The 25,728-nt window shown below is 62.8% G+C and carries 23 protein-coding genes; 11 read left to right on the top strand and 12 right to left on the bottom strand.

Annotated features, from left to right (window positions below; all coding sequences use genetic code 11):
• Window positions 1–409 precede the first annotated feature (409 nt).
• The gene (locus DMX12_RS26805; RefSeq protein WP_110679909.1) at window positions 410–1,306 is read left to right on the top strand and encodes a formate/nitrite transporter family protein; all 897 of its coding nucleotides are present in this window, start codon (window positions 410–412) and stop codon (window positions 1,304–1,306) included.
• A gap of 2 nt (window positions 1,307–1,308) precedes the next feature.
• On the opposite strand, the gene DMX12_RS26800 is transcribed toward DMX12_RS26805, so the two are convergent.
• Window positions 1,309–2,400, bottom strand: coding sequence for an MBL fold metallo-hydrolase (locus DMX12_RS26800; protein WP_110679908.1), 1,092 nt, complete (start codon window positions 2,398–2,400; stop codon window positions 1,309–1,311).
• A gap of 129 nt (window positions 2,401–2,529) precedes the next feature.
• On the opposite strand from DMX12_RS26800, the gene DMX12_RS26795 reads away from it, so the two are divergent.
• Both DMX12_RS26795 and DMX12_RS26790 read left to right on the top strand, forming a co-directional pair.
• The gene (locus tag DMX12_RS26795; protein WP_033690737.1) at window positions 2,530–3,603 is read left to right on the top strand and encodes a diguanylate cyclase; all 1,074 of its coding nucleotides are present in this window, start codon (window positions 2,530–2,532) and stop codon (window positions 3,601–3,603) included.
• A gap of 51 nt (window positions 3,604–3,654) precedes the next feature.
• Window positions 3,655–6,219, top strand: coding sequence for an EAL domain-containing protein (locus DMX12_RS26790; RefSeq protein WP_110679907.1), 2,565 nt, complete (start codon window positions 3,655–3,657; stop codon window positions 6,217–6,219).
• A gap of 70 nt (window positions 6,220–6,289) precedes the next feature.
• Here the strand turns inward: DMX12_RS26790 and DMX12_RS26785 are convergent, their stop codons facing one another.
• On the bottom strand, window positions 6,290–6,619 hold the full coding sequence (locus DMX12_RS26785) for a DUF2025 family protein (protein ID WP_029885164.1): 330 nt from the start codon (window positions 6,617–6,619) through the stop codon (window positions 6,290–6,292).
• Window positions 6,620–6,744: 125 nt separating this feature from the next.
• Window positions 6,745–7,653: a LysR family transcriptional regulator gene (locus tag DMX12_RS26780; RefSeq protein WP_110679906.1), complete on the bottom strand. Its 909-nt coding sequence runs from the start codon at window positions 7,651–7,653 to the stop codon at window positions 6,745–6,747.
• Window positions 7,654–7,765: 112 nt separating this feature from the next.
• On the opposite strand from DMX12_RS26780, the gene DMX12_RS26775 reads away from it, so the two are divergent.
• A complete protein-coding gene (locus tag DMX12_RS26775; protein ID WP_110679905.1) occupies window positions 7,766–8,524 on the top strand; it encodes an SDR family NAD(P)-dependent oxidoreductase in 759 nt (252 codons plus the stop codon).
• 22 nt (window positions 8,525–8,546) lie between these two features.
• On the opposite strand, the gene DMX12_RS26770 is transcribed toward DMX12_RS26775, so the two are convergent.
• The 7 genes from DMX12_RS26770 to DMX12_RS26750 form a co-directional block, all read right to left on the bottom strand.
• On the bottom strand, window positions 8,547–9,404 hold the full coding sequence (locus DMX12_RS26770; protein ID WP_110679904.1) for an HlyD family secretion protein: 858 nt from the start codon (window positions 9,402–9,404) through the stop codon (window positions 8,547–8,549).
• A 12-nt stretch (window positions 9,405–9,416) separates the two neighbouring features.
• Entirely contained in the window at window positions 9,417–9,623 is a 207-nt protein-coding gene (locus DMX12_RS26765) for a DUF1656 domain-containing protein (protein WP_009684629.1), read from the bottom strand.
• Window positions 9,610–11,598: an FUSC family protein gene (locus DMX12_RS26760; RefSeq protein WP_110679903.1), complete on the bottom strand. Its 1,989-nt coding sequence runs from the start codon at window positions 11,596–11,598 to the stop codon at window positions 9,610–9,612. Before DMX12_RS26760 ends, DMX12_RS26765 begins: the two co-directional genes overlap by 14 nt.
• 244 nt (window positions 11,599–11,842) lie before the next feature.
• On the bottom strand, window positions 11,843–11,959 hold the full coding sequence (gene ccoM / locus DMX12_RS30180) for a cytochrome c oxidase subunit CcoM (protein ID WP_003254862.1): 117 nt from the start codon (window positions 11,957–11,959) through the stop codon (window positions 11,843–11,845).
• A gap of 135 nt (window positions 11,960–12,094) precedes the next feature.
• Window positions 12,095–12,256 carry a hypothetical protein gene (locus DMX12_RS29550; protein ID WP_167524229.1) on the bottom strand — a complete coding sequence of 54 codons (162 nt, stop codon included), beginning with the start codon at window positions 12,254–12,256 and terminating at the stop codon, window positions 12,095–12,097.
• A gap of 67 nt (window positions 12,257–12,323) precedes the next feature.
• Window positions 12,324–12,653, bottom strand: a complete 330-nt coding sequence (locus DMX12_RS26755) for an aspartate-semialdehyde dehydrogenase (protein ID WP_110679902.1) — start codon at window positions 12,651–12,653, stop codon at window positions 12,324–12,326.
• Window positions 12,654–12,716: 63 nt separating this feature from the next.
• Complete coding sequence (locus DMX12_RS26750; RefSeq protein WP_110679901.1) at window positions 12,717–13,412, bottom strand: M949_RS01915 family surface polysaccharide biosynthesis protein; 696 nt, start codon at window positions 13,410–13,412, stop codon at window positions 12,717–12,719.
• A 151-nt stretch (window positions 13,413–13,563) separates the two neighbouring features.
• Between DMX12_RS26750 and rapA the strand changes: the two genes are divergently transcribed.
• Complete coding sequence (gene rapA, locus DMX12_RS26745; protein ID WP_110679900.1) at window positions 13,564–16,410, top strand: RNA polymerase-associated protein RapA; 2,847 nt, start codon at window positions 13,564–13,566, stop codon at window positions 16,408–16,410.
• Between the two features lie 266 nt (window positions 16,411–16,676).
• Complete coding sequence (locus tag DMX12_RS26740; RefSeq protein WP_110679899.1) at window positions 16,677–18,941, top strand: bifunctional diguanylate cyclase/phosphodiesterase; 2,265 nt, start codon at window positions 16,677–16,679, stop codon at window positions 18,939–18,941.
• Here the strand turns inward: DMX12_RS26740 and DMX12_RS26735 are convergent.
• Both DMX12_RS26735 and DMX12_RS26730 read right to left on the bottom strand, forming a co-directional pair.
• Complete coding sequence (locus tag DMX12_RS26735) at window positions 18,841–19,728, bottom strand: NAD(P)-dependent oxidoreductase (protein WP_110679898.1); 888 nt, start codon at window positions 19,726–19,728, stop codon at window positions 18,841–18,843. The two genes, DMX12_RS26740 and DMX12_RS26735, sit on opposite strands and share 101 nt — an antisense overlap.
• A gap of 175 nt (window positions 19,729–19,903) precedes the next feature.
• A complete protein-coding gene (locus tag DMX12_RS26730; RefSeq protein ID WP_110679897.1) occupies window positions 19,904–20,200 on the bottom strand; it encodes a DUF2288 domain-containing protein in 297 nt (98 codons plus the stop codon).
• Window positions 20,201–20,558: 358 nt separating this feature from the next.
• Here DMX12_RS26730 and DMX12_RS26720 point away from each other — a divergent pair, with 358 nt between their 5' ends.
• From DMX12_RS26720 to DMX12_RS26700, 5 genes are all read left to right on the top strand, one after another.
• Window positions 20,559–21,674 carry a branched-chain amino acid ABC transporter substrate-binding protein gene (locus tag DMX12_RS26720; protein WP_009684619.1) on the top strand — a complete coding sequence of 372 codons (1,116 nt, stop codon included), beginning with the start codon at window positions 20,559–20,561 and terminating at the stop codon, window positions 21,672–21,674.
• Window positions 21,675–21,859: 185 nt separating this feature from the next.
• Window positions 21,860–22,783 (top strand): high-affinity branched-chain amino acid ABC transporter permease LivH, encoded by a 924-nt coding sequence (gene livH / locus DMX12_RS26715; protein ID WP_008097482.1) that lies wholly within the window; start codon window positions 21,860–21,862, stop codon window positions 22,781–22,783.
• Entirely contained in the window at window positions 22,780–24,036 is a 1,257-nt protein-coding gene (locus DMX12_RS26710; protein WP_009684618.1) for a high-affinity branched-chain amino acid ABC transporter permease LivM, read from the top strand. Before livH ends, DMX12_RS26710 begins: the two co-directional genes overlap by 4 nt.
• Window positions 24,033–24,800 carry a high-affinity branched-chain amino acid ABC transporter ATP-binding protein LivG gene (livG, locus tag DMX12_RS26705; protein WP_009684617.1) on the top strand — a complete coding sequence of 256 codons (768 nt, stop codon included), beginning with the start codon at window positions 24,033–24,035 and terminating at the stop codon, window positions 24,798–24,800. The genes DMX12_RS26710 and livG overlap by 4 nt, the downstream gene beginning before the upstream one ends.
• On the top strand, window positions 24,801–25,502 hold the full coding sequence (locus tag DMX12_RS26700; RefSeq protein ID WP_029887511.1) for an ABC transporter ATP-binding protein: 702 nt from the start codon (window positions 24,801–24,803) through the stop codon (window positions 25,500–25,502). It begins immediately after the preceding gene.
• Window positions 25,503–25,728: the final 226 nt, after the last annotated feature.

Raw genomic sequence — 25,728 nt, 5'->3', positions numbered from 1 at the left:
CAAATGACTATGTGATTTCTCGCATGGCCACTTGTGATGCTGATAATCTTTTTGACTATCAGTCCGTACTCACAAGCACCCACACGAATTGCTTGATTCGATTTGTTAAAGAGCGGTTGGTTAAGAGTGTTTCGTCTCAACCGAGGCGCGCATTCTACGCTTTCCTCATTTGCTGTCAAGCGTTTATTTTGAAGTTTTTTACCGCTGCATTCTTTCGAAAGCCAACAACTTCAACAACTTACCGCTTGCCTCGAAGCGTTGATCGCTGCGAGGAGGCGAATAATACGCGCTTTGAATTCAGAGTCAACACCTTGTTCCAAAAACTTTTCTCAGCCGTTTCGCCTGCCCCCCGGCAACTAATGAAATCGCCACGAATCTGTAGAGAACCCCACCACGGAGCGAAGCGGCCATGAGTGTCGAGCAAAGCGAGAAAACCCCAGGGCTTTCGGCAGATGAAGAGCAGGAAGTCAGCCACAACCAGCCGCCACGAGCGGCAGTGCTGCACGAGACCATTCGCTACCAGGGCGATCAGGAACTGGAACGAACCCTCGCCGCCTTGTGGTGGTCGGCTGTCGCCGCCGGTTTGTCCATGGGCTTGTCCCTGATGGCCATGGGACTGTTCTATGCCCGCCTGCCAGAAGGTGAAAGCGCCCAGGTAGTCGCCAGCATCGGTTACAGCGCCGGCTTCCTTGCCGTGATCCTGGCCCGCCAGCAACTGTTTACCGAGAACACCCTGACTGCGGTGCTGCCGGTCATGACCAGCCCTACCCTTGCCAACTTCGGCCGCCTTCTGCGGCTTTGGGGCGTAGTGCTGCTGGGCAACCTGGCGGGTACCCTGCTGGTGGCCTGGGTGATGCTCGAGCTGCCGATCTTCGACAGCAAGACCGACGTGGCGTTTTTGGAGATCGGCCGCAAGGTCATGAGCAACGACATCAGCCAGATGTTCGCCAAGGGCATCGTCTCGGGCTGGATGATCGCCACCATGGTATGGATGATCCCCTCGATGGAGAACGCCAAGATCTGGATCATCCTGATGATCACCTACCTGATGGCCATTGGCGACTTCACCCACATAGTAGTGGGCTCGGTCGAGGTGTCCTACCTGGTCTGGGCCGGCGAAGAAACCTGGCGCAGCTTCTGGCTGGAGTTTGCCTTGCCGACACTGGCCGGCAACATCATCGGCGGTAGTTTCATTTTCGCGCTCATCAGCCACGCTCAGGTGCGCAGTGACAGTGGCAAGGCACCCTCGCGGCTGTTGGAGCACGAGCGGGCGCAACGCCAGCGTGGCAAAGACGAGATCAAGTGATACTAGCGCGCCGCAACGCTTTGCTCATTCTTCTGGTTGCGCTGACGCACCGGGCGGGGCTGCCACCAGTTCTGCCCGGCATGCGGCGAGTCGAGGCTCAACCGCTCGCCCATCTGCGGCGTACTGAGCCGTACCTGGGCCCGGTTCGCCAGTGCCAGGATGCGCTCGAAGGGTTCCTGCCAGGCGTGGGTGGACAAGTCGAACGTGCCATTGTGGATCGGCAGCATCCAACGCCCGCGTAAATCCAGGTGGGCCTGCAGGCTCTGCTCTGGCTGCATGTGCACATCAGGCCAGGCAAGATTGTAGGCGCCGGTCTCGACCAGGGTCAGGTCAAACGGCCCAAAGCGCTCGCCAATCAGCTTGAACCCGTTGAAATAGCCCGTATCGCCACTGAAGAACACCCGCACGCCTTGGTCGATGATCACCCACGACGCCCACAAGGTGCGATTGCTGTCCAACAGCCCACGCCCGGAAAAGTGCTGGGCCGGGGTAGCAATAAAACGCACACCCTGCACTTCGCTTTCCTGCCACCAGTCCAGCTGACGCACCTTCGCTGGCGCAACGCCCCAACTGATCAGCAGCTCACCCACGCCAAGCGGGGCCAGGAAAACCCCGGTTCGCGAGGCCAGCTGGCGGATTGCCTGCTCGTCGAGGTGATCGAAATGGTCGTGCGACAACACCACCGCCGCCAGTGGCGGCAGCTGGTCAAGCCCCAGCGGGGGCGCATGGAACCGCTGCGGGCCGGCCCACTGCACCGGTGAGGCGCGTTCGGCGAATACCGGGTCGGTAATGAAGAAGCGCCCTCGCAACTTCAGCAATACCGTGGAATGGCCCAGCCGCCACAAACTGCGGTCTGGCGCATCGAGCACCTGCTGGCGGGTCATCGGTTGCAGGCTGACCGGCGTGGTTGGCCGGGTATTCGGCGGTTTGCGCAGGAACAGGTACTTCAGACCGATGCGCAGCTTCTTCAGCACGCCATCTTTCGGTAGCTGCGCCTGATTGTGAAAACGCCCGTCACGCTGGGGCGCCGGGTCACCGGCAGCATTGGCCAAAGGAACCATCAGCAACACTCCTAGCAACAGGAAAGTCCGCATGTTACCCCACAGTGATCGCATCAACCGTGAATTGGCTTGTAAGGTCATTTTTCAGTGGGGCGACACTGTTCGACAATATTCATGCGATTTATGCGATAAACGGTACCCCGGCAGAAGAACATGACCATGATGCACAACCGCAGCGGCAAAGGCCTTTCGTTCGTCAAGCGCATCTACCCGCCACGTGTGGTGGGCATGGGCATCGGCCTGTTCAGCGTCATGGCTGGCGTGGCCCCGCAATCCCCGCCCACCTGGGTGTGGGGCCTGATGCTGTTCAATGGCCTGTTGTGGCCCCACGTCGCCTACTTGTGGGCGAGCCGGTCGGCAACCCCGTACCGGGCCGAGCAACGCAACCTGTTGCTGGACTCGCTGCTGGGCGGTTTCTGGGCCGCCGCCATGCACTTCAACCCGCTGCCGACCGTGACCGTGCTGTCGATGATGACCATGAACAACGTGGCCGCCGGGGGCCGGCAATTGGTGCTCAAAGGGGCTGTTGCGCAACTGGCCGGGATTCTGGTCGGCACCCTGCTGCTCGCCCCAGGCCTGCAATTGAATGCCACTGCACTGCAGATATACGCCTGCCTGCCCATGCTGACGCTGTACCCCCTGGCCCTGGGCTGGGTGTGCTACCGGCTGGCAATCCAGCTGGGCGACCACAAACGCCGGCTCAGCGCCCTGAGCCTCACGGATAGCCTCACCGGGTTGCTCAACCACGGCGCCTGGAAAGACCTGTTGCTCGTCAAATACCAAAAATGCAAACAGCAAAAGGCACACGCGGTGATCGCCTTGATCGACATCGATCATTTCAAGACCATCAACGACACCTTTGGCCACGTGGTTGGCGACTGCGTACTGCGCCAGCTCAGCGCCGAGCTGCGCCGCAACCTGCGCGAGTGCGACCAGGCCGGGCGCTACGGTGGCGACGAATTCTGCGTGATCCTGCCGGGTACCAGCGAAGCCCAGGCCTGCCAGATCATGGAACGCCTGCGTGAGCAGGTTTCCGGGTATCGCAACGCGCAGCTCCCTCACCTGCGCATCAGCCTGAGTATTGGCCTGTCGCCTTTCAATGCCAGCCTGGAGTCACCGGAACATTGGCTGCAAGAGGCAGACAAGGCGCTATACACTGCCAAGCACGCTGGCCGCGACCGGGTGAATTTTGCCGGTGGCGCAGCTACCGCACTGAAGCTGGCCTATCCTGATTGAACCTGCTGCCTCACTGCCTGGCAGGAGGTTTCCTGAAGGAGCCGCTCGCGCATGGCCAGGACTGCCAACCTCCCACCCGCCAGCCCTACCCCACGTTTCCAAGTGCGTAACCTGATCGCCGGCTTCACCACCGTTTACGGTCTGGCTTGCCTGGTCATTCTCGGCGCGCTGTTCAACATCGCCGCAACCCTCGACCAGCAAGAGCGCGAACGCAGCGCCTTCCATGCCAATCAGGCGCTGGAGCAACGGTTACTGGCGTCGCGCCAATTCCTGTCCAGTTATGCCGTATGGGAAGACGCCCTGCAGCACTTGTCTGGCGAAGCCGACTGGCAGTGGGCCTATGATGAAAAGAACATAGGTGAATCGCTGTACAGCGCCAGCGGCTATGAAGGCGTGTTCGTCGTGGAAAACGGCCGCACCACCTATGCCCTGTTCAAAGGCCAGCCCAGCCCCGCAGGCGTAGGCACGTACATAGATGCCCCTATCCAGCCGATCATCGACCAGGCCCGAGCGGCGGCCATTGCCCGCGAGCAGATCACCCGCTTCGTGCTGTTCAATGGCTGGCCGGCCGTGCTCACCGCCGCGGCCATACGGCCAGATCGCGATGTCACTGAAGGCGAAGTGAGCCAGGCGCCGGTCTTGCTGTTCGTCGACCAGCTGACCGAGGCCAAACTGGCGCAGCTGGGTAAGCGTGCAGGCCTGGCCGGCATGCGCGTTGAGAAGGAAGACGCACAAGCCCACCACCACCTGCGCATCAACTTGGGCGACACCGGCTACCATCTGTCGTGGAACAGCGTGTTGCCTGGGCGCCAGCTGCTAGGGGCTGTATTGCCTGCCCTGCTCAGCGCCCTGCTGATCCTTGGGCTGGTCATGCTCTACCTGTGCCGCCATGCGTGGCGCAGCTCCCGGGCCATCGGCTTGACGCTTGCCCACCTGCAGCATAGCAACCTGGCGCTGGAGGCCAGCGAGCAACGTTTTCGCGCGGTGGCCGAGTCGGCATCGGACTGGATCTGGGAGACCGATCGGCACCACCGCCTGACCTACTTGTCGCAACGCTTTGCCAGCGTGACGGGCTACCCGGTCGAAGACTGGCTAGGCCAACCGCTCAACCAGTTGCTGGCCTGCGACACCACGCCCTTGTCGCCCTGGCTGGATGCCCTGGCCACCGCTGACCCACAGCAGCTGGCCAACCTGCGCTGCACCTACCGCGACCAGAATGGCCAAAACCGCTATTGTCGGATTTCCGCCCGCGCCATCTGGCACCAGGACACGGCCGTGGGTTTGCGCGGCACTGCCAGCGATATCACCGACGAAGTCGACGCCCATGCGCGTATTCAGCACCTGTCCTTGCACGACCCACTGACCGGCCTGGCCAACCGCAACAAACTGGCCCGGCACCTGGAACAGGCCCTGCTGCGCGGCACAGACTCACCGCCGTTGACCCTGTTGCTGCTTGACCTGGACAACTTCAAGCCGATCAACGACTCACTCGGCTATGCGGCTGGCGATGCGGTACTGCAGGAAGTGGCAGCCCGCCTGCGCGACACCACCCGCGACGGTGACCTGGTGGCGCGGTTGGGCGGGGACGAGTTCATCGTGGTACTTGGCGGCATGGACAACCGCCAGGAGATCGACCGCTTCTGCGCGCGCCTGATCGGCCTGCTGCAACAACCGATCATGTTCGACAGCCAACCCCTGCACATTGGCGCCAGCATCGGCATCGCCCAGACCCGCACCCAGGGCTTCGACGCCGGCGAGCTGATTCGCTGTGCCGACATCGCCCTGTACCAGGCCAAGGCAGACGGCAAGAACACCTGGCGCTACTTCGCCAGCGAAATGAACCAGCAGATCCAGTACCGGCGGCAACTGGAGAACGACCTGCGCCGCGCCCTGCGCAACCAGGAGTTCGAGTTGCACTATCAGCCGCGCTACCGCCTCAGCGACCTGCGCGTGGTCGCAGTCGAGGCGCTGATACGCTGGCAGCACCCCCAGGAAGGGCTTCTGGGGCCGGATACCTTCATCCCGCTGGCCGAACAGAGCGATATCATTGTCGCGCTGGGCCGCTGGGTGCTGCACGAGGCCTGCCGCACCGCCCTTGACTGGCCTGCAGACATCCTGGTGTCGGTCAACCTGTCACCGGCGCAGTTCCTGCGCAGCGATGTGGTGCAAGACGTGCGGGAAATCCTGCTGGGCACGGCATTCCCGGCGCAACGCCTGGAACTGGAGATCACCGAGAATGTGATGCTCAACGACATCGAAGGCGCGCTGGGGACCATGCTGTCGCTCAAAGAACTGGGCGTGCGCCTGAACATGGACGACTTCGGTACCGGCTATTCATCGCTGGGTTACCTGCGAACGTATCCTTTCGACAGCCTCAAGATCGACAAGCGCTTCATCAGTGGCCTGAGCACCAACGGCGGCAGCGACCGTGCGGTGGTCCAGGCCATCATCAACCTGGGCAAGGCAATGGGGCTGACCGTGACGGCCGAGGGCGTGGAAACCGAACAGCAACTAGCCATGCTGCAAAAGGACCGCTGCCATGAAGTACAGGGCTATTACCTGAGCCGGCCACTGGATACCGCGGCCATGCGGGCGTTGTTGCAGCGCCCCCGGTAGGCGCGGGTCGAGCCGCCCCTGCACGGTTGCACGGCAACGCCTCGATCAACCCAACGGGCGCGAGCGGGCCTCAGCCAGTAGGCTGCACACGCCGCTCGGCGATGATTTCCGGCAAGTCGCCGCGCCGCAGGTAGATGCGCAGCGGCTCTGCGATGTTCAAGCGGTCATCCACGTGCTGGTCCAGCAACAGTGCCAGGCGCTCCCGGCACAGGGCCATGCGCTGCCCCTGCTCGGGGCGCCAGACAAACTCGCTGCAGGGGGTGATGCTGGCGTCAGCGACATCCATACCGAACGCGTCTTCGGAAAAACGCACGATATGAACGCCGCGCTTGTCATGAAAGCCGACGAAGCCTTTGAGCTGGTCAGCTGCGTTGCAGATGTCCTGGGAAGTAATGGCCATGGCGTAACCTCGTGATGAAATCGGAAGATACGCACGCTGGGCAGCACAGGGTCGCCTCTGCCGGGCACCTCGCCAGTCCAAGCCTAATGCAAGCAGCCGTGCGTGCGCCATGACCCGGCTCAACTTCACGCCGTAGCATCGACCTCGCTGCGAAGCACCTCTGCCAGCCACTGCATGAACGCCTGCACCCGGCGGGGTACATGCCGTTGCCGCGCATACAGCAACGACACGGGCATGGCAGGCGCCTGCCAGGCCGGCAGCAGTGCGACCAGTTCGCCGCGCTGCAGGTGCTCGGCCACCCCCACCGCCGGTACCTGTATCAGCCCCAGCCCGGCCAGGCAGGCTGCCGAGTAGGCCTCGGCATTATTGACCGTTACCGCCCCAGCCATGGGCTGGTACTGCACCTGGCCACCCTGCACGTATTCGAAGCCGGCACAGCGCCCCCCCAGGTTGCGCACGTAGTGCACCAATTGATGCCCTGCCAGGTCCTGCAGGGTACGGGGCACCCCATGGCGCGCCAAGTAAGCCGGGCTGGCACAGTTGCGCATGCTCAATTGCCCGACCGGCCTGGCCACGACATCCAGGTCATGCAAGGCGCCGATGCGCATCACGCAGTCGAAGCCCTCACGCAGCAAATCGACCTGCCGATCGGTGCAACTGAGCTCTACCTGCAAACGTGGAAAACGCTGCAGGAACCGGGGTAACGCGGGAATGATGACCCGCCGCGCCATCATCGTCGGCAGGTCGACACGCAGGCGCCCGGCCAGTTCGGCATCATCGGCGCTGAACAGGCTCTCGATCTCTTCCATACCTGACAGCAGGTCCTTGCTGCGTGTGTACAGCAAGGCACCATCCTGCGTGGCCCGCACCCGGCGGGTGGTGCGGTTGAACAGTTGCGTACCCAGCAGGCGCTCCAGCGCCCTGACCTGTTCCGACACCGTCGAACGTGGCAAGCCCAGGCTCTCGGCGGCCAGGGTAAAGCTGTTCACTTCACTGACCCGCACAAAGGTCCGCAGCAACTCCAACTTGTTCACGCCCGCCCTCGACTATCCGGTTGAGGCGAACAGTATTTCCATTTTTGCAGGATTTAACACCCGCCAGCCGACCAATAACCTGTGAGCATCCACCCATCACGAGGTTCTTACCATGACCCGCAAGATTGCCCTGATCACCGGCGCAAGCCGCGGCCTTGGCCGTAACACCGCCGAGCATCTGGCCGCCCGTGGCATCGACGTCATCGGCACCTACAACAGCAAGGCGCAAGAAGCACAGGCCGTGGCGGCCACGCTGGAGCAGGCAGGTGTGAAGGCGACCATGCTGCAACTGGATGTGGGTGACGCCAGCAGCTTTGCCGGCTTTGCCGAGCGGCTGGCGGCTGCCTTGCAGCAGCACCACGGTCGCCAGCGTTTCGACTTTCTGGTGAACAATGCCGGCATCGGATTGAACGTGCCGTATACCGAAACCAGCGAGGCGCAGTTCGACCAACTGCTGAACATTCAGCTCAAAGGCCCGTTCTTCCTCACCCAACGCCTGTTGCCACTGCTTGTCGATAACGGCCGGATAATCAACATTTCGACCGGGCTGGCACGGTTTGCCCTACCAGGGTACGCCGCCTATGCCGCCATGAAAGGCGCGATGGAAGTGCTGACCCGCTACCAGGCCAAGGAACTGGGCGCCCGGGGCATTCGCGTGAACATCCTGGCCCCGGGGGCCATCGAGACCGATTTTGGCGGGGGCGTAGTGCGGGACAACCCGCAGGTGAATGACTACATTGCAGGCAACACCGCGCTGGGACGGGTGGGTTTGCCGGATGACATCGGCGCGGCGATCGCCTTGTTGCTGGAAGACGGTAATGGCTGGATCACCGGGCAGCGCCTGGAGGTTTCGGGCGGCATGTTCCTGTAGTGGCGGGTGCCCGGGCCCCGGCTCACGGCTCATGCACTTGCACGCTCGCAGTCATCCCCGCACTCAGGGTCACGCCGTCCGGCACCTGGTCCAGGCGGATTCTCACCGGTATCCGCTGGGCCAGCCGCACCCAGTTGAAGGTCGGCTCAACCTCCGGCAGCAGCTGGCTGTCCGGGTTGCTGTTGCTGTCGGTGATGCCGCGGCTGATGCTTTCTACATGCCCATGCATGGGTTCACCCGCACCCATCAGCCAGACCTTTACCGGGTCACCCACGCGAATGCGCGGCAGCTTGGTTTCCTCGAAGTAGGCCTGGATATAGAACGTCGAATCGTCCACCAAGGCCATCACCGACTGGCCGGTGTTCACGTAGTTGCCTTCGGCCAGGCGCAGGTTGGTGATATGCCCGCTGCGCGGCGCACGCACTTCACTGCGCGCCAGGTTGATTTTCGCCACCTGCAGCTGCGCCTGGGCTTCCTGCAACTCGCCACGGGCGATGGCAGCATTGATCTGCGCGTTCTCCCGCAGTTCGGCACTGATAGCCTCGGGCCCCAAGGCGGTACGCCTGGCTGCTTCACTCTCGCGCAGGCGCAGCTGCTGGGCGCGGGTTTGCGTCACCGCACTGGCCTGGTCGAACGCGGCCTGGAAGCGCTCGCGGTCGATGCTCATCAACAGCTCACCCGCCTTGACCTGCTGGTTGTCATGCACCTTGAGCTGGCGCACCCAGCCGGAAACGTCAGGTGCAATCACCACCACATCGGCGCGCACACGGGCATCCCGGGTCCAGGGGGTAAGCATGTAGTACTGCCACAGTTGGTAGCCGGCCAACACGGCCAGGGCCACCACACACAGGGTTACAAGAGTACGTACGGCCGCACGCATCGAAACACTCCTTTAAAAAGCTCCCAGCAGGCGTACCACCAGGAACAGCACACAAACGAAAACCGCCGCATCGAACAGCGCTTCATGCCAGATCCAGCGCGCCAACGGTGTGGCCTGCACCAGCAGGCGCAGCAGGCCGGTAAGCACCAGCGCCAGCAACACATAAAGCAGAAACGGGCTGAGCAGCACGCCCCCCACTTCCCATTCACGCAACCCCATGGGCTTCCTCCTGCCAGCGGCACCACTTGCCCCAGCTTTTCTGCAATTGCAGCACCGCGCCCTCGGCCAACCGCAGCGGGTCGCTCGCAGGCTGGCGGTGCAACGCAGCAATGAACCGTTCGCTGGCACTGTCCAGCTGTTGCCCGCGCCCGGCGGCAGGCCCTTTGGCCAGTACCGCCTCCAATTGCTGCAGGTACTCCCGCTCGGCACCGCCCAGTGGCGCCTGCGCGACCGCCAGGCACATGCGCAGGTGCACCAGTTCATCACCGATATCCAGCCCGTGCAGGCCATCGTCCCAGCGCTTGCGCTCGCCCTCGGGCAACTCGCTGGCATGCCGCGCCAACTGCATCAGGCGGTCGGCCATGCGCCCGCCGAACCAGGTATCGGCCCCGCGCAGGTCACGCCGGGTCAGGCGCACCAGGTCACTCTGGGTTGCAGCACGCAGGCGCCGCCCAAGCCAGGCCGGGTGACGGAACACCAACAAGCGAAACGCCATGACCGCTGCCGACACCCCTACCAGCATGGCCAAGGCACTGTTGAGCATGGTCGCCACGCTGAACTGCATGGCATTCACCGGCGACACCAGTACGATGAAGTGCAGGCAATAAGAGGTGGCAGTGGCGCCGGTACGCGGGTGGGCCATGCCCAGCGCGCCGAACAACAGCGGCACGCCCATGCCCAGGCAAAGTAGCGCGAAGCTGCTCCATTGCGGCAGCAGAATCTGCCCGACCAGGAACGCTGCCGGTATGGCCAGGCAGATCCCGCGCAGGAAACTCAAGCCAATCTGCGCGCCATTCTCGCGGCTGGCGAACAGGCTGCAGACCACACAGGTCAGCACCAGGCCGCCCGGTGCCGAAGGCCAGGCGGTGGCCAGCCAGAAAGCGCTCATCACCAGAAACGCCAGTGCGCTACGCGAACCGAACAGCAAGGCCAGCGACCAATCGCGGTGCACGGCCAGGCCTTGGCCGACATCCTTCGGCGCCGTGCCCGTTTCCACAGCCTCCAGCGCCTGGCCGGCGGCCATTGCGTAATCCAGCAGCAGGGCCATGCGCGCCAGGCAGTAATGCTCAACCGAACTTATATGCTCATCGTGCGCGGCACCCCAGACGCGCTGGCGCAGCAACAACAGGCTGGGCTGGTCGGGCTTGTCCAGCAGCGCCCGAACTTCAGACAACCAGGGGGCCAGGTGTTCCGCCTGCTGCTCATCCAGTTGCCGCCACTGCCGGCGCACAGACCGGGAAATACGCAACAGCACCATCAGCTTCTGGCTTAGCCCCCGAATGGCACGGGCACGCTGACGCCCGCGGTTGCCTTCGAACCAGGCATGCTCGCGCTGGCTGTCGATGGCAACGATGCGCCCCAGGCTCTCCAGCAAGCCCCTGCGTGCATCGTCCTCGCCACCCAGCATCGCACTGGCGGCCTGCAGACCGTTCTGCCAGGCCTGACGCGCCTGGCCGCCAAGCTGCTGCTCGACCCGCATCGGCCAGAGCAAGGCACTGCTGGCCGTGGCGCAGAAAATACCCAGGCTGATCTCGGTGCAGCGGGCCACCGCCTGGTCGAACACCTGCAGCGGGTGGTCGATGGCCGGCAAGGTAATGATCGCTGCCGTGTAGCCGGCCAGCACGAAGGCATAGGCCCAGGCACTGCGCAACTGGGTAGAGGCGGCGGTGCACAAGGCCAGCCACAAGGCCAGGGCAATCAGAAACAGCCCCGGGGTCTGGGCGAACAGGCCCAGCAGCACCACCGCCATGACCGTACCGACAAAGGTCCCGGCCAACCGCGCCAGGCCTTTCTGCACCACCATGCCAGACAGCGGCTGGGCAACGATGAACGCCGTCATCAATGCCCAGGACGGCTGCTCCAGGCCCCATCGCATTGCCAGCCACAACGCCAGGCCACCACCGAGCAGGGTTTTGATGGCGAACTTGATGGCGAGAAGGGTGGGGGCGAACAGGGCCTGAAGCGTGATGGGCACTGGGCGAACCTTGCGGGGAGGGTAGTAGTGAAAAGATAGACAATGGCGCAGAGAATAAAGTGAAAATGAATAATTAGCTAGCTACTCATCTTCATTGCAATCCAACTGCTGCGCCAGCGCACGCCACGCTGCGCGATAGCTGGCTTGAGCCCTGCGGCCCAGCAGGCAACACGCAAATGCCAGTCAAAAAAAATGGGCGACCGAAGTCGCCCTAAATGCCTTGCGTGCTCATGTACCCGGAAGGTCAGCGCGGCTTGCGCTTGTTCGAGTCCTTCCAGATGAAAATGCCCAGACCGGCAAAGAAAGCAACCATCAGCCCGACCGTTACCACACCGGCGATAACCACATTGTCGAAGAACATGCTGGCCTCCCCATTCGTTTGCCGTTGTCCGATGGGAGAACGTTAACCAATGTCGGGCGAGGGAAAATTGATCAGGGTCAATGGTGCCCGGGCCCGGGCACACGAGGCAGGTGCAGGGTTGACCTGCGTCAAGTTTCAGCGCTTCTTCGGCTTGCCCTTGGGCTTCTTTTTCTTGCCGGTGTTCAACGGCAGAGCCTGCTCGAATGCATTGCGCATCTCGTTCAGGCGCCTTTCCTTGAGGTCATGCACGCGCTTGGCGCGTTCAGCATCGAAATCGATAAGGTTGTCTTGGCTCATGGGTGGGCTCGACGATCAACGGAGACTTGCATGATGAAGCCCGACGCAGGCGCTGACCAGCCCCGTGTCAGACTTCGATGTCCACCAGCAGCCCTTGGCGGTTGGGCTCGCCCATCAATGGCACGACCGGGACAGTATTGTCGGCGTTGACCTCGTCGCCAGGCTCGGGGTTGTAGCGCCCTTCCCCACGCTGCTGGCGCCGTTGCTGCTGGCGGCGCTGCTCATCACGCAACAGCAGTGCCTGCTCCTGTGGATCGCGCTGCTGCTTGAGGTCGATGGCAGTTTCGCCGGACGCAGGCTGCGCCGGTACCACCGGCTTGATGTCGGGGGTAGGTTTGACCGGGTCCTGTTGCGAGGTCACCGGGGCGGCACTGAGCGGTATGATCGGCGGCAGCATGGGCGTTCTCCTATGCCCGCTGTATCGGCAGGCGCGGCATTACCTTGATCTCAGGCCCAGCCTTTACTCCACATCATCGTCAGGCTCGTCGTCACTGGGCGGGCTGGCTTCGCTCCAGGGGCGCTTGTAGACCTGCTGCCAGACCGCATCCATGTGGTCACGCAACACTTGCGGGGCGTTGTTGAGCGAAGCGCTGTCGGTGCGCTCGCCCCCCACCGGGTCCTCGCCTGCGGGGCTGATCAGCGACTGCCCGGTAATGGTGTAGCTGGCCTGCCCTTCACGCATTTCGATGGCGATGTCGTGGGGGTCGATACCCCCGCCGCAAAAGGCGTGACTGGCAACTGTCACTTCGGCCACGCCATCTTTGTTCAGGTCGCTGACGTCACTGACATCCGTATAGAAGTCGACATCCAGGTCCAGGCCGGGGCACGTGGTTTCCTGCTCGATCTGCCAGCGGGCCTTGAACGCATCGCTTTGCGCCGTGCGCCCGTACAAGGTGGCCTTGAGCACCACCTTGTCGACCTCCTGCTCGCTTTCCGGGTCGCTGGCCTGGCCATCGCTGCGGCTCAATACCAGCAGCCCTTCGCCATCGCGGTCGCGAAAATGCACGCTCTTGATCGGCGCCTGCACGCCCAGCACTTCAAGCTGATCGGTGGGAATGGGGGCCAAAGGCTCGAAGGTTTTCTGCTCGCAGGCACTGAGCAGCAACAGGCTGCCCACGGCCATGGAAGCGCTGATCCAGCTGTGCTTGGCAGACATGTTGGTGCGTGGCCCTCGTCGGCGGTGCGGTACAGAGCGGTGAAACGGCTAGACTGATGGCTTTCGGCACCATTAGGTGCGCTCGGCACTTTGGTCTCACCGGCCGATCCGTTAACATAATCGGCTTTTTCATCGCGGGAGTTCAGGCAGTATGGCGCAGCAGTATCAACCGGGGCAACGCTGGATCAGCGACAGCGAAGCAGAGCTCGGCCTGGGTACCATCCTGGCGCAGGATGGCCGCCTGTTGACCGTGCTCTACCCGGCCACTGGCGACACGCGCCAGTATTCCCTGCGCAATGCGCCGCTGACTCGCGTGCGCTTCGCGCCAGGTGACCAGATCACCCACTTCGAAGGCTGGAAGCTGACCGTACGCGAGGTCGAGGACATCGACGGGCTGATGGTCTACCACGGCCTCGACGGGCAGAACCAGCCGCGCACCTTGCCGGAAACCCAGCTGTCGAACTTCATTCAGTTCCGCCTGGCCAGCGACCGCCTGTTCGCCGGGCAGATCGACCCTTTGGCGTGGTTCAGCCTGCGCTACAACACACTGCAGCACACCAGCAAGCAGATGCAGTCGGAGCTGTGGGGGCTGGGCGGTTGCCGCGCTCAGCCAATCGCTCACCAGTTGCACATTGCCCGCGAAGTCGCCGACCGCAGCGCGCCGCGGGTACTGCTGGCCGACGAAGTGGGCCTGGGCAAGACCATCGAGGCTGGCCTGGTCATTCACCGCCAGTTGCTGACGGGCCGGGCCAGCCGAGTACTGATCCTGGTGCCGGAGAACCTTCAGCACCAGTGGCTGGTAGAAATGCGCCGGCGCTTCAACTTGCAGGTGGCGCTGTTCGACGCCGAACGTTTCATCGAAAGCGACGCCAGCAACCCGTTCGATGACGCCCAGTTGGCACTGGTGGCCCTGGAGTGGCTGGTAGAGGACGAGAAGGCCCAGGATGCGCTGTTTGCCGCCGGCTGGGACCTGATGGTTGTCGATGAGGCTCACCACCTGGTCTGGCACGAGGACCAGGTCAGCGCCGAATACGCCCTGGTCGAGCAACTGGCCCAGGTGATTCCTGGCGTACTGCTGCTTACCGCTACCCCTGAACAGCTTGGCCAGGACAGCCACTTCGCTCGCCTGCGCCTGCTCGACCCCAACCGTTTCCACGACCTGGCCGCCTTCCGCGCCGAAAGCGATCACTACCGCCCGGTCGCCGAAGCCGTGCAAGAGCTGCTCGACGAAGGCCGCCTGTCGCCGAAGGCACACGCCACCATCCAGGGCTTCCTGGGGGCTGAGGGCGAAGCGCTGCTGGCCGCGGTCAGCGATGGCGATACCCAGGCAAGCGCGCGGCTGATCCGTGAGCTGCTCGACCGCCACGGCACCGGCCGAGTGCTGTTCCGTAACACCCGCGCGGCGGTCCAGGGCTTCCCGGAGCGCCAACTGCACCCTTACCCGGTGGCCATGCCCGAGCAATACCGCGAGCTGCCGCCAGGCGAGAAAGCCGAGCTGTACCCGGAGGTCGCCTTCCAGGCACAGGGTGACAGCACCGACGACGAGCGCTGGTGGCGTTTCGACCCAAGGGTCGACTGGTTGATCGACACCCTGAAAATGCTCAAGCGCACCAAGGTGCTGGTCATCTGTGCCCACGCCGAAACCGCCATGGACCTGGAAGACGCCCTGCGCGTGCGCTCCGGCATTCCGGCCTCGGTGTTCCATGAGGGCATGAGCATTCTGGAGCGCGACCGGGCAGCCGCCTACTTTGCCGATGAAGAGTTCGGCGCCCAGGTGCTGATCTGCTCGGAGATCGGCAGCGAAGGCCGCAACTTCCAGTTTTCGCACCACTTGGTGATGTTCGACCTGCCGGCCCACCCGGACCTGCTGGAACAACGTATCGGCCGCCTGGACCGTATCGGCCAGAAGCACACCATCCAGTTGCATGTTCCCTACCTGCAGGGCAGCCCGCAGGAACGCCTGTTCCAGTGGTACCACGAAGCGCTCAACGCGTTCCTCAACACCTGCCCGACCGGCAACGCCCTGCAGCACCAGTTCGGCCCACGCCTGCTGCCGCTGCTCGAAGGCGGCGACAGCAAGGCCTGGGACAGCCTGGTGGCCGACGCCCGTCACGAACGCGAGCGCCTGGAAGCCGAACTGCACACCGGCCGCGATCGCTTGCTGGAGCTGAACTCGGGCGGCGCGGGTGAAGGCGAGGCGCTGGTTGAAGCCATCCTCGAGCAGGACGACCAGTTCGCCCTGCCGATCTACATGGAAACGCTGTTCGACGCCTTTGGCATCGACAGCGAAGACCACTCCGAGAACGCCCTCATCCTCAAGCCGAGCGAAAAAATGCTCGACGCCAGCTTCCCGCTGGGCGACGACGAAGGTGTGACCATTACCTACGACCGCGCCCAGGCGCTGTCGCGCGAAGACATGCAGTTCCTGACCTGGGAACACCCGATGGTGCAAGGCGGCATGGACCTGGTGCTGTCTGGCTCCATGGGCAATACGGCCGTCGCCCTGATCAAGAACAAGGCGCTCAAGCCCGGTACCGTGCTGCTCGAACTGCTGTTCGTCAGCGAGGTGGTGGCACCGCGAAGCTTGCAACTGGGGCGTTACCTGCCCCCTGCGGCACTGCGCTGCCTGCTCGATGCCAACGGCAACGACCTGGCCTCGCGCGTGGCCTTCGAAACGCTCAACGACCAGCTTGAAAGCGTGCCACGGGCCAGCGCCAACAAGTTTGTCCAGGCGCAGCGCGACGTGTTGGCCAAGCGCATCAGCGGTGGCGAAGAGAAGATCCTGCCGACCCACGTCGAGCGTGTGGCCGAAGCCCAACGCCGCCTGGCAGCGGAGGCCGACGAAGAACTGGCGCGCCTGCTCGCCTTGCAAGCGGTGAACCCAAGCGTGCGTGACAGCGAAATCGACGCCCTGCGCAAGCAGCGCGAAGAGGGCCTGGCAATGCTGGAAAAAGCTGCCCTGCGACTGGAAGCCATTCGTGTACTAGTCGCCGGCTGACGCCATACCAGCACCCCTCCCCCGGGGCAGCGCAGGTGCCCGCGAAAACCGGCGTAGCCGGTGCCTGGCATCGTGCCAGGCACATCGCGGGCCGCTGCCCTTTGGGCGGGTGCCATATTTCCGACAGCGATTAGGTTGATAACCAAATCGTAGAAATCAATGTGCCATTATCCAGGAAGGCTTAAACACTTGTTCCTATACTGCCTCTGGGCAGTCTGCACAGGGTTGTAGCGCAGACGAGTGAAAACTCGATCGAGAGGCATTCCATGGAGTGGCTGGGCCTGCAACTGTTCGCCGACTTGCCGGCAACCGGACGTATCCTGCTCGATTGTCGGCATGAGCCGCTGCTGGTTCTACTCGCCTACGTAGTAGCCTGCGCAGCCTGTTTCGCCACCCTCGACATGGCCGAGCGCCAGTCCCACAGCGAAGACCCTACCGCCCACCGGCAATGGAACGTACTTGGCGCCTGCTGCCTGGCCGGCGGCATCTGGGCCATGCATTTCATCAGCATGCTGGCCTTTCAGGCATCCGTCGAAGTGCACTACGACCTGCCGCTGACCATCCTTTCCCTGCTCATTGCCCTGGCGGTTGCCTGGCTGGCCATGCGCAGCCTCGATCGCAAGGACATGCGCACGCCACACATCGTACAAAGCGCGGTACTGATCGGCATGGGTATCGTCCTCATGCACTTTGTCGGCATGGCCGCGATGCAAACCGGCGCCCGGCAGTACTACCAGACCGGCCCGCTGCTGGGTGCTGCCATCATCGCCCCGCTCACCAGCCTGCTGGCATTGTACCTGGCGCGCAACTTTCGCAATGGCAGCGGCACCCTGTACCAGGCCGCGAAGTACGGCGCCAGCCTGCTGATCGCCGCGGGCATGGTCGCTTCCCATTTCACGGCGATGTCGGCAATGACCCTGGTCATCCCCAGCGATACCGCACTGCGCTTGCCGTCTGGGGATAACAGCCTGCAACTGGCGCTGGGCATCGGTTTCATCACCTTGCTGATCAGCGGTGCCAGCATCAGTGCGGCCCTGGCCGACAAGAAGCTGCAAAGCAAGGAGCATGACCTGCGCCGGGTCAGCGTGCTGCTCAGCGAACTGGACCAGGCCCGCGCGTCACTGCAGCAGGCAGCGCACTACGATGCACTGACCAACCTGGTCAACCGCCGTGGTTTCAACCAACTGTTCGCCGAACGCCTGGCCGAGCACCTGGCCAGCGAAAGCCGCCTGGCGGTGATGTTCCTGGATATCGACCATTTCAAACGCATCAATGACAGCCTTGGCCACCACGCTGGCGATGAATTGCTCAAGGTCATTGCCAACCATATCAAGGCCGCGACCCGCAGCCAGGACCTGGTGGCACGCTTTGGTGGCGATGAGTTCTGCGTGGTCACCAGCCTCAACAGCCGCGACGAAGCCCGCCACCTGGCCCAGCGCATCATGCAACGCATGAAAGACCCCATCGAGCTTTGCGGCAGGCGCATGGTGATGACCACCAGTATTGGGGTGAGTATCTTTCCGGATGATGGCAGCAGCGCCGAAGAGCTGCTCAAGCATGCGGACCTGGCCCTTTACCAGTCCAAGGACAACGGCCGCAACAGCCTGAATTTTTTCAATGACAGTCTCAAAGCACGCGCCTCGATTGCCCTGCAACTGGAAGAAGAGTTGCGACTGGCGCTGCTGGAAGAGCGCGGCCTGTGCGTACATTACCAGCCGATCTTCGACCAGCGCACTGGGCGGGTGGCCAAGCTGGAAGCCCTGGTACGCTGGCAGCACCCCCAACATGGGCTGCTTGGGCCCGACCGGTTCATCGGCATAGCCGAAACCAACGGTCTGATCGTCGACCTCGACTTGTGGGTGTTGCGGCACGCCTGCGCCGACCTGGCCCTGCTGCAGCGCGGCGGCCACGGCGACCTCAAGGTCACGGTCAACTGCTCGGCGGTGACCCTCAGCCATGACGAACTGCCCAACGAGGTGGAGAAGGCCTTGTTCCACGCCGGGGTCTCAGCGCACCAGCTGGAGCTGGAAGTGACCGAAAACGCCTTGATGGGGGATATCCAGCGCACGGTCAACCTGCTGAAACGGGTCCGCGCCCTGGGCGTCGCCCTGTCGATCGACGACTTCGGCACCGGCTACTCGTCCTTGGCCTACCTCAAGCACCTGCCCCTGGATGTGCTGAAGATCGACCGCACCTTCCTGCAAGGCGTGCCGGCCAGCCAGAAAGACCGTGAAATTGTCCAGGCAATCATCGTGATGGCGCATACCCTGCACTTGCAAGTGGTCAGCGAAGGCGTGGAAACCGAGGAACAGCGAGCGTTTCTCGCAGACCACGCCTGCGACTACCTGCAAGGCTTTCTGCTCGGGCGGCCAATGCCCTGGGCCGAGCTGCAACCCATGCTGGACCGGCTGCAGCGCACCCTCGTGGTGTTTACCCCTTGCTGCGATACAGCGTTACCAGGGTCGCCGGATCTTTATGCAGGTACCCCTGGCTACCGTGCAGGCGCATCAGTTGCGCGGCGAGGCCACTGAGCGGTGTTGCCGAACCTTGCTCGCGCGAGAACTTGACCGCGCCGTCCAGGTCCTTGAGCAAGGTGCGCACGTGCCATTTGACCGGCTCGAAGCGGCTCTCGGCCATTTGCGGTGCCAGGATCTGCAACGGCCTGGAATCGGCAAAACCACCGGCCAGCGCCTCGGCCAGCAGCGTGGCGTCCACCCCGGCCTGCTCGGCCAGGGCCACCACTTCGGCAATCACCAGCGCATTGCAGGCGACGATCATCTGGTTGCACGCCTTGGTCACCTGGCCTGCGCCCACCGCCCCCATGTGCGTGACACGCTGGCCCAGCACCTCAAGTACCGGCTGAGCGCGCTGCAGGTCCGCCGCTTCGCCACCGACCATGATCGCCAGCGTGCCAGCTTCGGCACCGGCGGTGCCGCCTGACACCGGCGCATCGAGCCAGGCCATGCCGCACAGCGCTGCCAGCTCGGCCGCCATTTCGCGGGTGGCGGTTGGCTCCAGGCTCGAGAAGTCGATCAGCAACTGGCCACCACGGCCACCCTCGGCAACGCCTTGCTCGCCAAACACCACCTCACGCACCACCGCCGTGTCGGCCAGGCACAACAACACCATGTCGCTGTCGCGGCACAGTTCGGCCGGGCTGCGAGCCAGGCGAGCACCGGCGGCGACCAGCGCGGCACACTTGTCCGGGCTGCGGTTCCAGACCGTCAGCGGAAAGCCCGCAGCCAGCAACCGGCGGCACATGGGCAAGCCCATCAGGCCAATGCCGGCAAAACCAAGTGAAGGTAGTGCAGTGTTCATCAATGACTCCCGTCAGATTCGATATCGGGCTGGGTTGCGGGGCAACCTCATTACGCATCCCGTAAACTGTTACCGCCACGCCGAATTGTTACTTACCTCCACCCGCCTTGAGCAGCAGCGAGCACCAAAACGAGGCGAGTGCGCATTTTTACGCACCAAAAAAGATCACGCCTGGTCAGCACGCCTGGATCACGATGAACGGTGACACCACCACTGCCCATATCTCTGGATCGCGGCTTTGCAGGTCCAGGGCCTGCTCTGCCGAGACGGGCCCCACAGTGCCATCACTACGCCATTTGGCGAAGATTTCACTGCGGTTCTCGGCCATTGCCTCAGCCACAGCGATCAGATCCAGGCTGGGGTCGACCCAAATCAGGTCACCCTTTGCCCAGAAACGCTCCAGCGCTTTCCACTCGATGATTGCAGTCTCGCCAAGCAATTTGGCATAGAGGGTGCTTGTTTGATCGGTCATGGGTGGTATCCGCAAAAATCGCCAATAAAAAAGGCCGGCATTTTTGCAGAAAAACCCGGTTTCAAATATGTAATTTGGTCGATTGGCCCCGAATTTGTGGGCTGAAAGCGCAGATGCAGGCAGTTTGATGGCGCCTTTCTGTATCTTTCTTTCGATCAAGCGACAACCCAGGAAGCAGGCACTTTTTGACCGCTTTTCAAGCGATCCGACAGCGCTCTACACTGTACCGGTACAGTTCCGGGACATGTTCCGGGGGAAGGTGGGCTTGCGCGTTGGCATGGCCACGCCGCAAATCCCGCCCGGTCTGTAGCCCTGGCCGCCAGGACTATAAGAATTACAACAGAATGAGTGGAGCACTATGATCAAGATTTCCAAGCTGTTCGCCGCGATGGTACTGGCCGGGGTAGCCAGCCATTCGTTTGCCGCCGATACCATCAAGATCGGCATCGCCGGCCCCAAGACCGGCCCTGTGACCCAGTACGGCGACATGCAGTTCATCGGCGCCAAGCAAGCCATCAAGGATATCAACGCCGCTGGCGGCGTCGATGGCAAAATGCTTGAGGCCAAGGAATACGACGACGCTTGCGACCCCAAACAGGCCGTGGCAGTCGCCAACAAGGTGGTCAACGACGGCGTCAAGTTCGTCATCGGCCACCTGTGCTCCAGCTCCACCCAGCCGGCATCGGACATCTACGAAGACGAAGGCGTGATCATGATCACCCCGGCCGCCACTTCGCCGGAAATCACTGCCCGTGGCTACAAGCTGATCTTCCGCACCATCGGCCTGGACAGCGCTCAGGGCCCGGCGGCCGGCAACTACATCGCCGACTTCGTCAAACCGAAAGTGGTGGCGGTACTGCACGACAAGCAGCAGTACGGTGAAGGCATCGCCACCGCGGTCAAGCAGACCCTGGAGAAAAAAGGCACCAAGGTCGCCGTGTTCGAGGGCCTGAACGCCGGTGACAAGGACTTCTCCTCGATCATCCAGAAGCTCAAGCAGAACAACGTCGACTTCGTCTACTACGGTGGCTACCACCCAGAGCTGGGCCTGATCCTGCGCCAGGCTCAGGAAAAAGGCCTGAAAGCCAAGTTCATGGGCCCGGAAGGCGTGGGCAACGACTCCATCTCGCAGATCGCCCAGAACGCCTCCGAAGGCCTGCTGGTCACCCTGCCGAAGTCGTTCGACGCCGACCCTGCGAACAAGAAGATCGTCGACGCCATCAAGGCTGACGGCAAGGACCCAAGCGGCCCGTTCGTATTCCCTGCCTACTCGGCTGTGGAACTGATCGCCCAAGGCATCAAGGCCGCCAAGTCCGAAGACACCGACAAGGTGGCCGAGGCCATCCACGCCGGCACCTTCAAAACCCCGACCGGCGAGCTGTCCTACGACGCCAAAGGCGACCTGAAAGACTTCAAGTTCGTGGTCTACGAATGGCACTTCGGCAAGCCTAAGACCGAAGTCTCCCCTCAGTAACTGCGTGACTAATAGCTGACCTAGAAGCCCACTGTGCGAGCAGTGGGCTTTGTTTTACGAGGTTCATGGGCCTGGCCCCCGCGATCCGGGGGCGGGCTCACCTGAAAATCTTAAAACCGTCACCCGCGGTTTCCTGGCCTTACCCTCGCCAGCGAAATGCAAATCAGGTTTTTAGGAGCGCTGTAATGCCTGAGATCTACCATTTCTTCCAACAACTGGTTAATGGATTGACCATCGGCAGTACCTATGCCTTGATCGCCATCGGTTACACGATGGTGTACGGCATCATCGGCATGATCAACTTCGCCCACGGCGAGGTGTACATGATCGGTTCCTATGTGGCCTTCATCGCCCTGGCGGGCCTGGCCATGATGGGCATCCACTCGCTGCCCATCCTGATGACCGTTGCCTTCGTCGCGACGATCTTCGTCACCAGTGCCTACGGTTACAGCATCGAACGGGTTGCCTACCGCCCCCTGCGCAACAGCAACCGCCTGATCCCGCTGATTTCCGCCATCGGTATGTCGATCTTCCTGCAGAACACGGTCTTGCTGTCGCAAGATTCCAAGGACAAGTCCATACCCAACCTGATCCCCGGCAGCTTCTCGTTCGGGCCAGGTGGCGCGGAGGAGGTCCTGATCAGCTACATGCAGATCCTGGTGTTCGTGGTCACCCTGGTGGCCATGACCCTGCTCACACTGTTCATCTCCCGTTCCCGCCTGGGTCGCGCCTGCCGCGCCTGCGCCGAGGACATCAAGATGGCCAACCTGCTGGGCATCAACACCAACAACATCATCGCCCTCACCTTCGTCATCGGTGCCGCCCTGGCAGCCGTGGCGGCCGTGCTGCTGAGCATGCAGTACGGGGTGATCAACCCCAACGCCGGCTTCCTGGTGGGCCTGAAGGCCTTCACGGCGGCGGTACTGGGTGGCATCGGCAGCATCCCGGGCGCCATGCTCGGCGGGCTGGTGCTGGGCGTGGCCGAAGCGTTCGGCGCCGATATCTTCGGTGACCAGTACAAGGACGTCGTGGCATTCGGCTTGTTGGTTCTTGTCCTGCTATTCCGGCCGACCGGCATCCTGGGCCGCCCGGAGGTTGAAAAAGTATGAACAGAAATCTCAAACAGGCGTTCTTCAGCGCCTTGCTGGTCTGGGCCGTGGCCTTCCCGGTGCTGGGCCTGAAACTGAGCATCGACGGCATCAGCCTGGTGGTGCACAGCCAAGGCACGTTCACCATCAGTATCATTGCCGTGTGTTCGCTACTGATGTTCCTGCGGGTACTGTTCGACCGGCAGTGGAGTGCGGTGATGGGCCGCCGCTCGGACCGCAAACTGATCCCACCGGCAGTCAGCAACTACCTGACCCTGCCGAAAACCCAGCGCTACGTGATCATGGGCCTGATCGTCGCCGCATTGGTGTGGCCGTTCTTCGGTTCACGCGGCGCGGTCGACATTGCCACGCTGATCCTGATCTACGTGTTGCTGGGCCTGGGCCTGAACATCGTGGTTGGCCTGGCGGGCCTGCTCGACCTGGGTTACGTGGGTTTCTACGCCGTCGGCGCCTACAGCTACGCCATGCTGTCGCATTACCTGGGGTGGAGCTTCTGGGTATGCCTGCCGATCGCCGGCCTGATGGCCGCCACCTTCGGCTTCCTGCTCGGCTTCCCGGTACTGCGCCTGCGCGGCGACTACCTGGCGATCGTGACGCTCGGCTTCGGCGAGATCATCCGCCTGTTCCTGCGTAACCTCACCGACTGGACCGGCGGCCCCAACGGCATCAGCAACATCCCCAAGCCGGAGTTCTTCGGCCTGACCTTCGAACGCCGTGCCGCCGAGGGCATGCAGACCTTCCATGAGTTCTTCGGCTTGCCGTACAACTCGATCAACAAGGTCATCTTCCTCTACCTGGTGGCCCTGCTGCTGGCCCTGCTGGCACTGTTCGTCATCAACCGCCTGCTGCGCATGCCGATCGGCCGCGCCTGGGAAGCCCTGCGCGAAGACGAGATCGCCTGCCGTGCACTGGGCCTCAACCCGACGGTGATCAAGCTGTCGGCGTTCACCCTGGGTGCCTGCTTCGCCGGTTTCGCCGGCAGCTTCTTCGCTGCACGCCAAGGCCTGGTGACGCCCGAGTCGTTCACCTTCATCGAGTCGGCGATCATCCTCGCCATCGTCGTGCTCGGCGGCATGGGCTCACAACTGGGCGTGATCCTCGCGGCCATCGTGATGATCCTGCTGCCAGAGCTGATGCGAGAGTTCAGCGAATACCGGATGCTGATGTTCGGTGCGCTGATGGTGTTGATGATGATCTGGCGTCCGCAAGGCCTGCTGCCTATGCAACGTCCACACATGGAGCTGCGTCGATGAGCCGCGAAATTCTGCAAGTCAGCGGCCTGAGCATGCGCTTCGGCGGCTTGTTGGCGGTCAACGGCGTGGGCCTGACCGTCAAGGAAAAACAGGTGGTGGCACTGATCGGGCCGAACGGCGCCGGCAAGACCACGGTGTTCAACTGCCTGACCGGCTTCTACAAGCCCAGCGGCGGCACCATCCTGCTCGATGGCCAGCCCATCCAGGGCCTGGCCGGGCACCAGATCGCCCGCAAAGGCGTGGTGCGCACCTTCCAGAACGTGCGCTTGTTCAAGGAAATGACCGCGCTGGAAAACCTGCTGATCGCCCAGCACCGTCACCTCAACACCAACTTCTTCGCCGGCCTGTTCAAGACCCCGGGCTTCCGCCGCAGCGAAAAGGAGGCCATGGAGCGCGCGCAGTACTGGCTGGAAAAGGTCAACCTGACCGAGTTCGCCAACCGTACCGCCGGCACCCTCGCCTACGGCCAGCAGCGCCGCCTGGAAATCGCCCGCTGCATGATGACCCAGCCGCGCATCATCATGCTCGACGAGCCGGCAGCTGGCCTGAACCCCAAGGAAACCGAAGACCTCAAGGCTCTGATCGGCTACCTGCGTGAGTCGCACAACGTCACCGTGCTGCTGATCGAGCACGACATGAAGCTGGTGATGAGCATTTCCGACCATATCGTGGTGATCAACCAGGGCACCCCCCTGGCCCACGGCACGCCGGAGGAGATCCGCGACAACCCTGATGTGATCAAAGCCTACCTGGGGGAAGCGTAAATGCTGAAGTTCGAGAACGTTTCCACCTTCTACGGCAAGATCCAGGCACTGCACAGCGTCAACGTGGAGATCAACCAAGGCGAGATCGTCACCCTGATCGGTGCCAACGGGGCCGGCAAGTCGACCCTGCTGATGACCCTGTGCGGCTCACCCCAGGCGCACAGCGGCAGCATCAAGTACCTGGGTGAAGAACTGGTCGGCCAGCCGTCCTCGCACATCATGCGCAAGAGCATCGCGGTGGTACCGGAAGGCCGCCGCGTGTTCGCCCGCCTGACCGTCGAGGAGAACCTGGCCATGGGTGGTTTCTTCACCGACAAAGGCGACTACCAGGCGCAACTGGACAAAGTCCTGCAGTTGTTCCCGCGCCTGAAGGAACGCTATGCCCAGCGTGGCGGCACCATGTCGGGTGGCGAGCAGCAGATGCTCGCCATTGGTCGTGCGCTGATGAGCAAGCCCAAGCTCCTGCTGCTCGACGAACCCTCGCTGGGCCTGGCGCCAATCATCATCCAGCAGATCTTCGACATCATCGAACAGCTGCGCCGTGACGGCGTAACGGTGTTCCTGGTGGAACAGAACGCCAACCAGGCGCTGAAGATTGCCGACCGGGCATACGTGCTGGAAAACGGCCGGGTGGTGATGCAAGGTACCGGGGAAGCCTTGTTGACCGACCCGAAGGTGCGCGACGCGTATCTGGGTGGTTGATTGGGGAAAGGGCCTTCACAGGCCCTTTTTTCTGCCTGCAAGGAACGTGTTGTCTGCATCGCCCCCCCGTCGCCGGCAAGCCAGCGCCTGCAAGTCCCCCGCAATCCTCAGGGCAGTGGGCGCCTGTGCGAGCAACCCTTGACTTGAGATCCACCGCCAGCCTGCGTAACGTGGCCAGCTTTCACGGCAAAGATCCCGGAGCCCGCCCCATGCGCCTGACCCCCAC

It is taken from the genome of Pseudomonas sp. MB-090624 (assembly GCF_003205245.1).
Taxonomy (GTDB): Bacteria; Pseudomonadota; Gammaproteobacteria; order Pseudomonadales; family Pseudomonadaceae; genus Aquipseudomonas; species Aquipseudomonas juntendi.
Note: the sequence above shows the minus strand (reverse complement) of the source record. Positions and strands in the feature narration are given on the sequence as shown.

Coding starts and splice junctions, on each gene's coding strand:
- DMX12_RS26805 (WP_110679909.1), top strand. CDS start 410: ATGAGTGTCGAGCAAAGCGAGAAAACCCCAGGGCTTTCGGCAGATGAA.
- DMX12_RS26800 (WP_110679908.1), bottom strand. CDS start 2,400: ATGCGGACTTTCCTGTTGCTAGGAGTGTTGCTGATGGTTCCTTTGGCC.
- DMX12_RS26795 (WP_033690737.1), top strand. CDS start 2,530: ATGCACAACCGCAGCGGCAAAGGCCTTTCGTTCGTCAAGCGCATCTAC.
- DMX12_RS26790 (WP_110679907.1), top strand. CDS start 3,655: ATGGCCAGGACTGCCAACCTCCCACCCGCCAGCCCTACCCCACGTTTC.
- DMX12_RS26785 (WP_029885164.1), bottom strand. CDS start 6,619: ATGGCCATTACTTCCCAGGACATCTGCAACGCAGCTGACCAGCTCAAA.
- DMX12_RS26775 (WP_110679905.1), top strand. CDS start 7,766: ATGACCCGCAAGATTGCCCTGATCACCGGCGCAAGCCGCGGCCTTGGC.
- DMX12_RS26770 (WP_110679904.1), bottom strand. CDS start 9,404: ATGCGTGCGGCCGTACGTACTCTTGTAACCCTGTGTGTGGTGGCCCTG.
- DMX12_RS26765 (WP_009684629.1), bottom strand. CDS start 9,623: ATGGGGTTGCGTGAATGGGAAGTGGGGGGCGTGCTGCTCAGCCCGTTT.
- ccoM (WP_003254862.1), bottom strand. CDS start 11,959: ATGTTCTTCGACAATGTGGTTATCGCCGGTGTGGTAACGGTCGGGCTG.
- DMX12_RS29550 (WP_167524229.1), bottom strand. CDS start 12,256: ATGAGCCAAGACAACCTTATCGATTTCGATGCTGAACGCGCCAAGCGC.
- DMX12_RS26755 (WP_110679902.1), bottom strand. CDS start 12,653: ATGCTGCCGCCGATCATACCGCTCAGTGCCGCCCCGGTGACCTCGCAA.
- DMX12_RS26750 (WP_110679901.1), bottom strand. CDS start 13,412: ATGTCTGCCAAGCACAGCTGGATCAGCGCTTCCATGGCCGTGGGCAGC.
- rapA (WP_110679900.1), top strand. CDS start 13,564: ATGGCGCAGCAGTATCAACCGGGGCAACGCTGGATCAGCGACAGCGAA.
- DMX12_RS26740 (WP_110679899.1), top strand. CDS start 16,677: ATGGAGTGGCTGGGCCTGCAACTGTTCGCCGACTTGCCGGCAACCGGA.
- DMX12_RS26735 (WP_110679898.1), bottom strand. CDS start 19,728: ATGAACACTGCACTACCTTCACTTGGTTTTGCCGGCATTGGCCTGATG.
- DMX12_RS26730 (WP_110679897.1), bottom strand. CDS start 20,200: ATGACCGATCAAACAAGCACCCTCTATGCCAAATTGCTTGGCGAGACT.
- DMX12_RS26720 (WP_009684619.1), top strand. CDS start 20,559: ATGATCAAGATTTCCAAGCTGTTCGCCGCGATGGTACTGGCCGGGGTA.
- livH (WP_008097482.1), top strand. CDS start 21,860: ATGCCTGAGATCTACCATTTCTTCCAACAACTGGTTAATGGATTGACC.
- DMX12_RS26710 (WP_009684618.1), top strand. CDS start 22,780: ATGAACAGAAATCTCAAACAGGCGTTCTTCAGCGCCTTGCTGGTCTGG.
- livG (WP_009684617.1), top strand. CDS start 24,033: ATGAGCCGCGAAATTCTGCAAGTCAGCGGCCTGAGCATGCGCTTCGGC.
- DMX12_RS26700 (WP_029887511.1), top strand. CDS start 24,801: ATGCTGAAGTTCGAGAACGTTTCCACCTTCTACGGCAAGATCCAGGCA.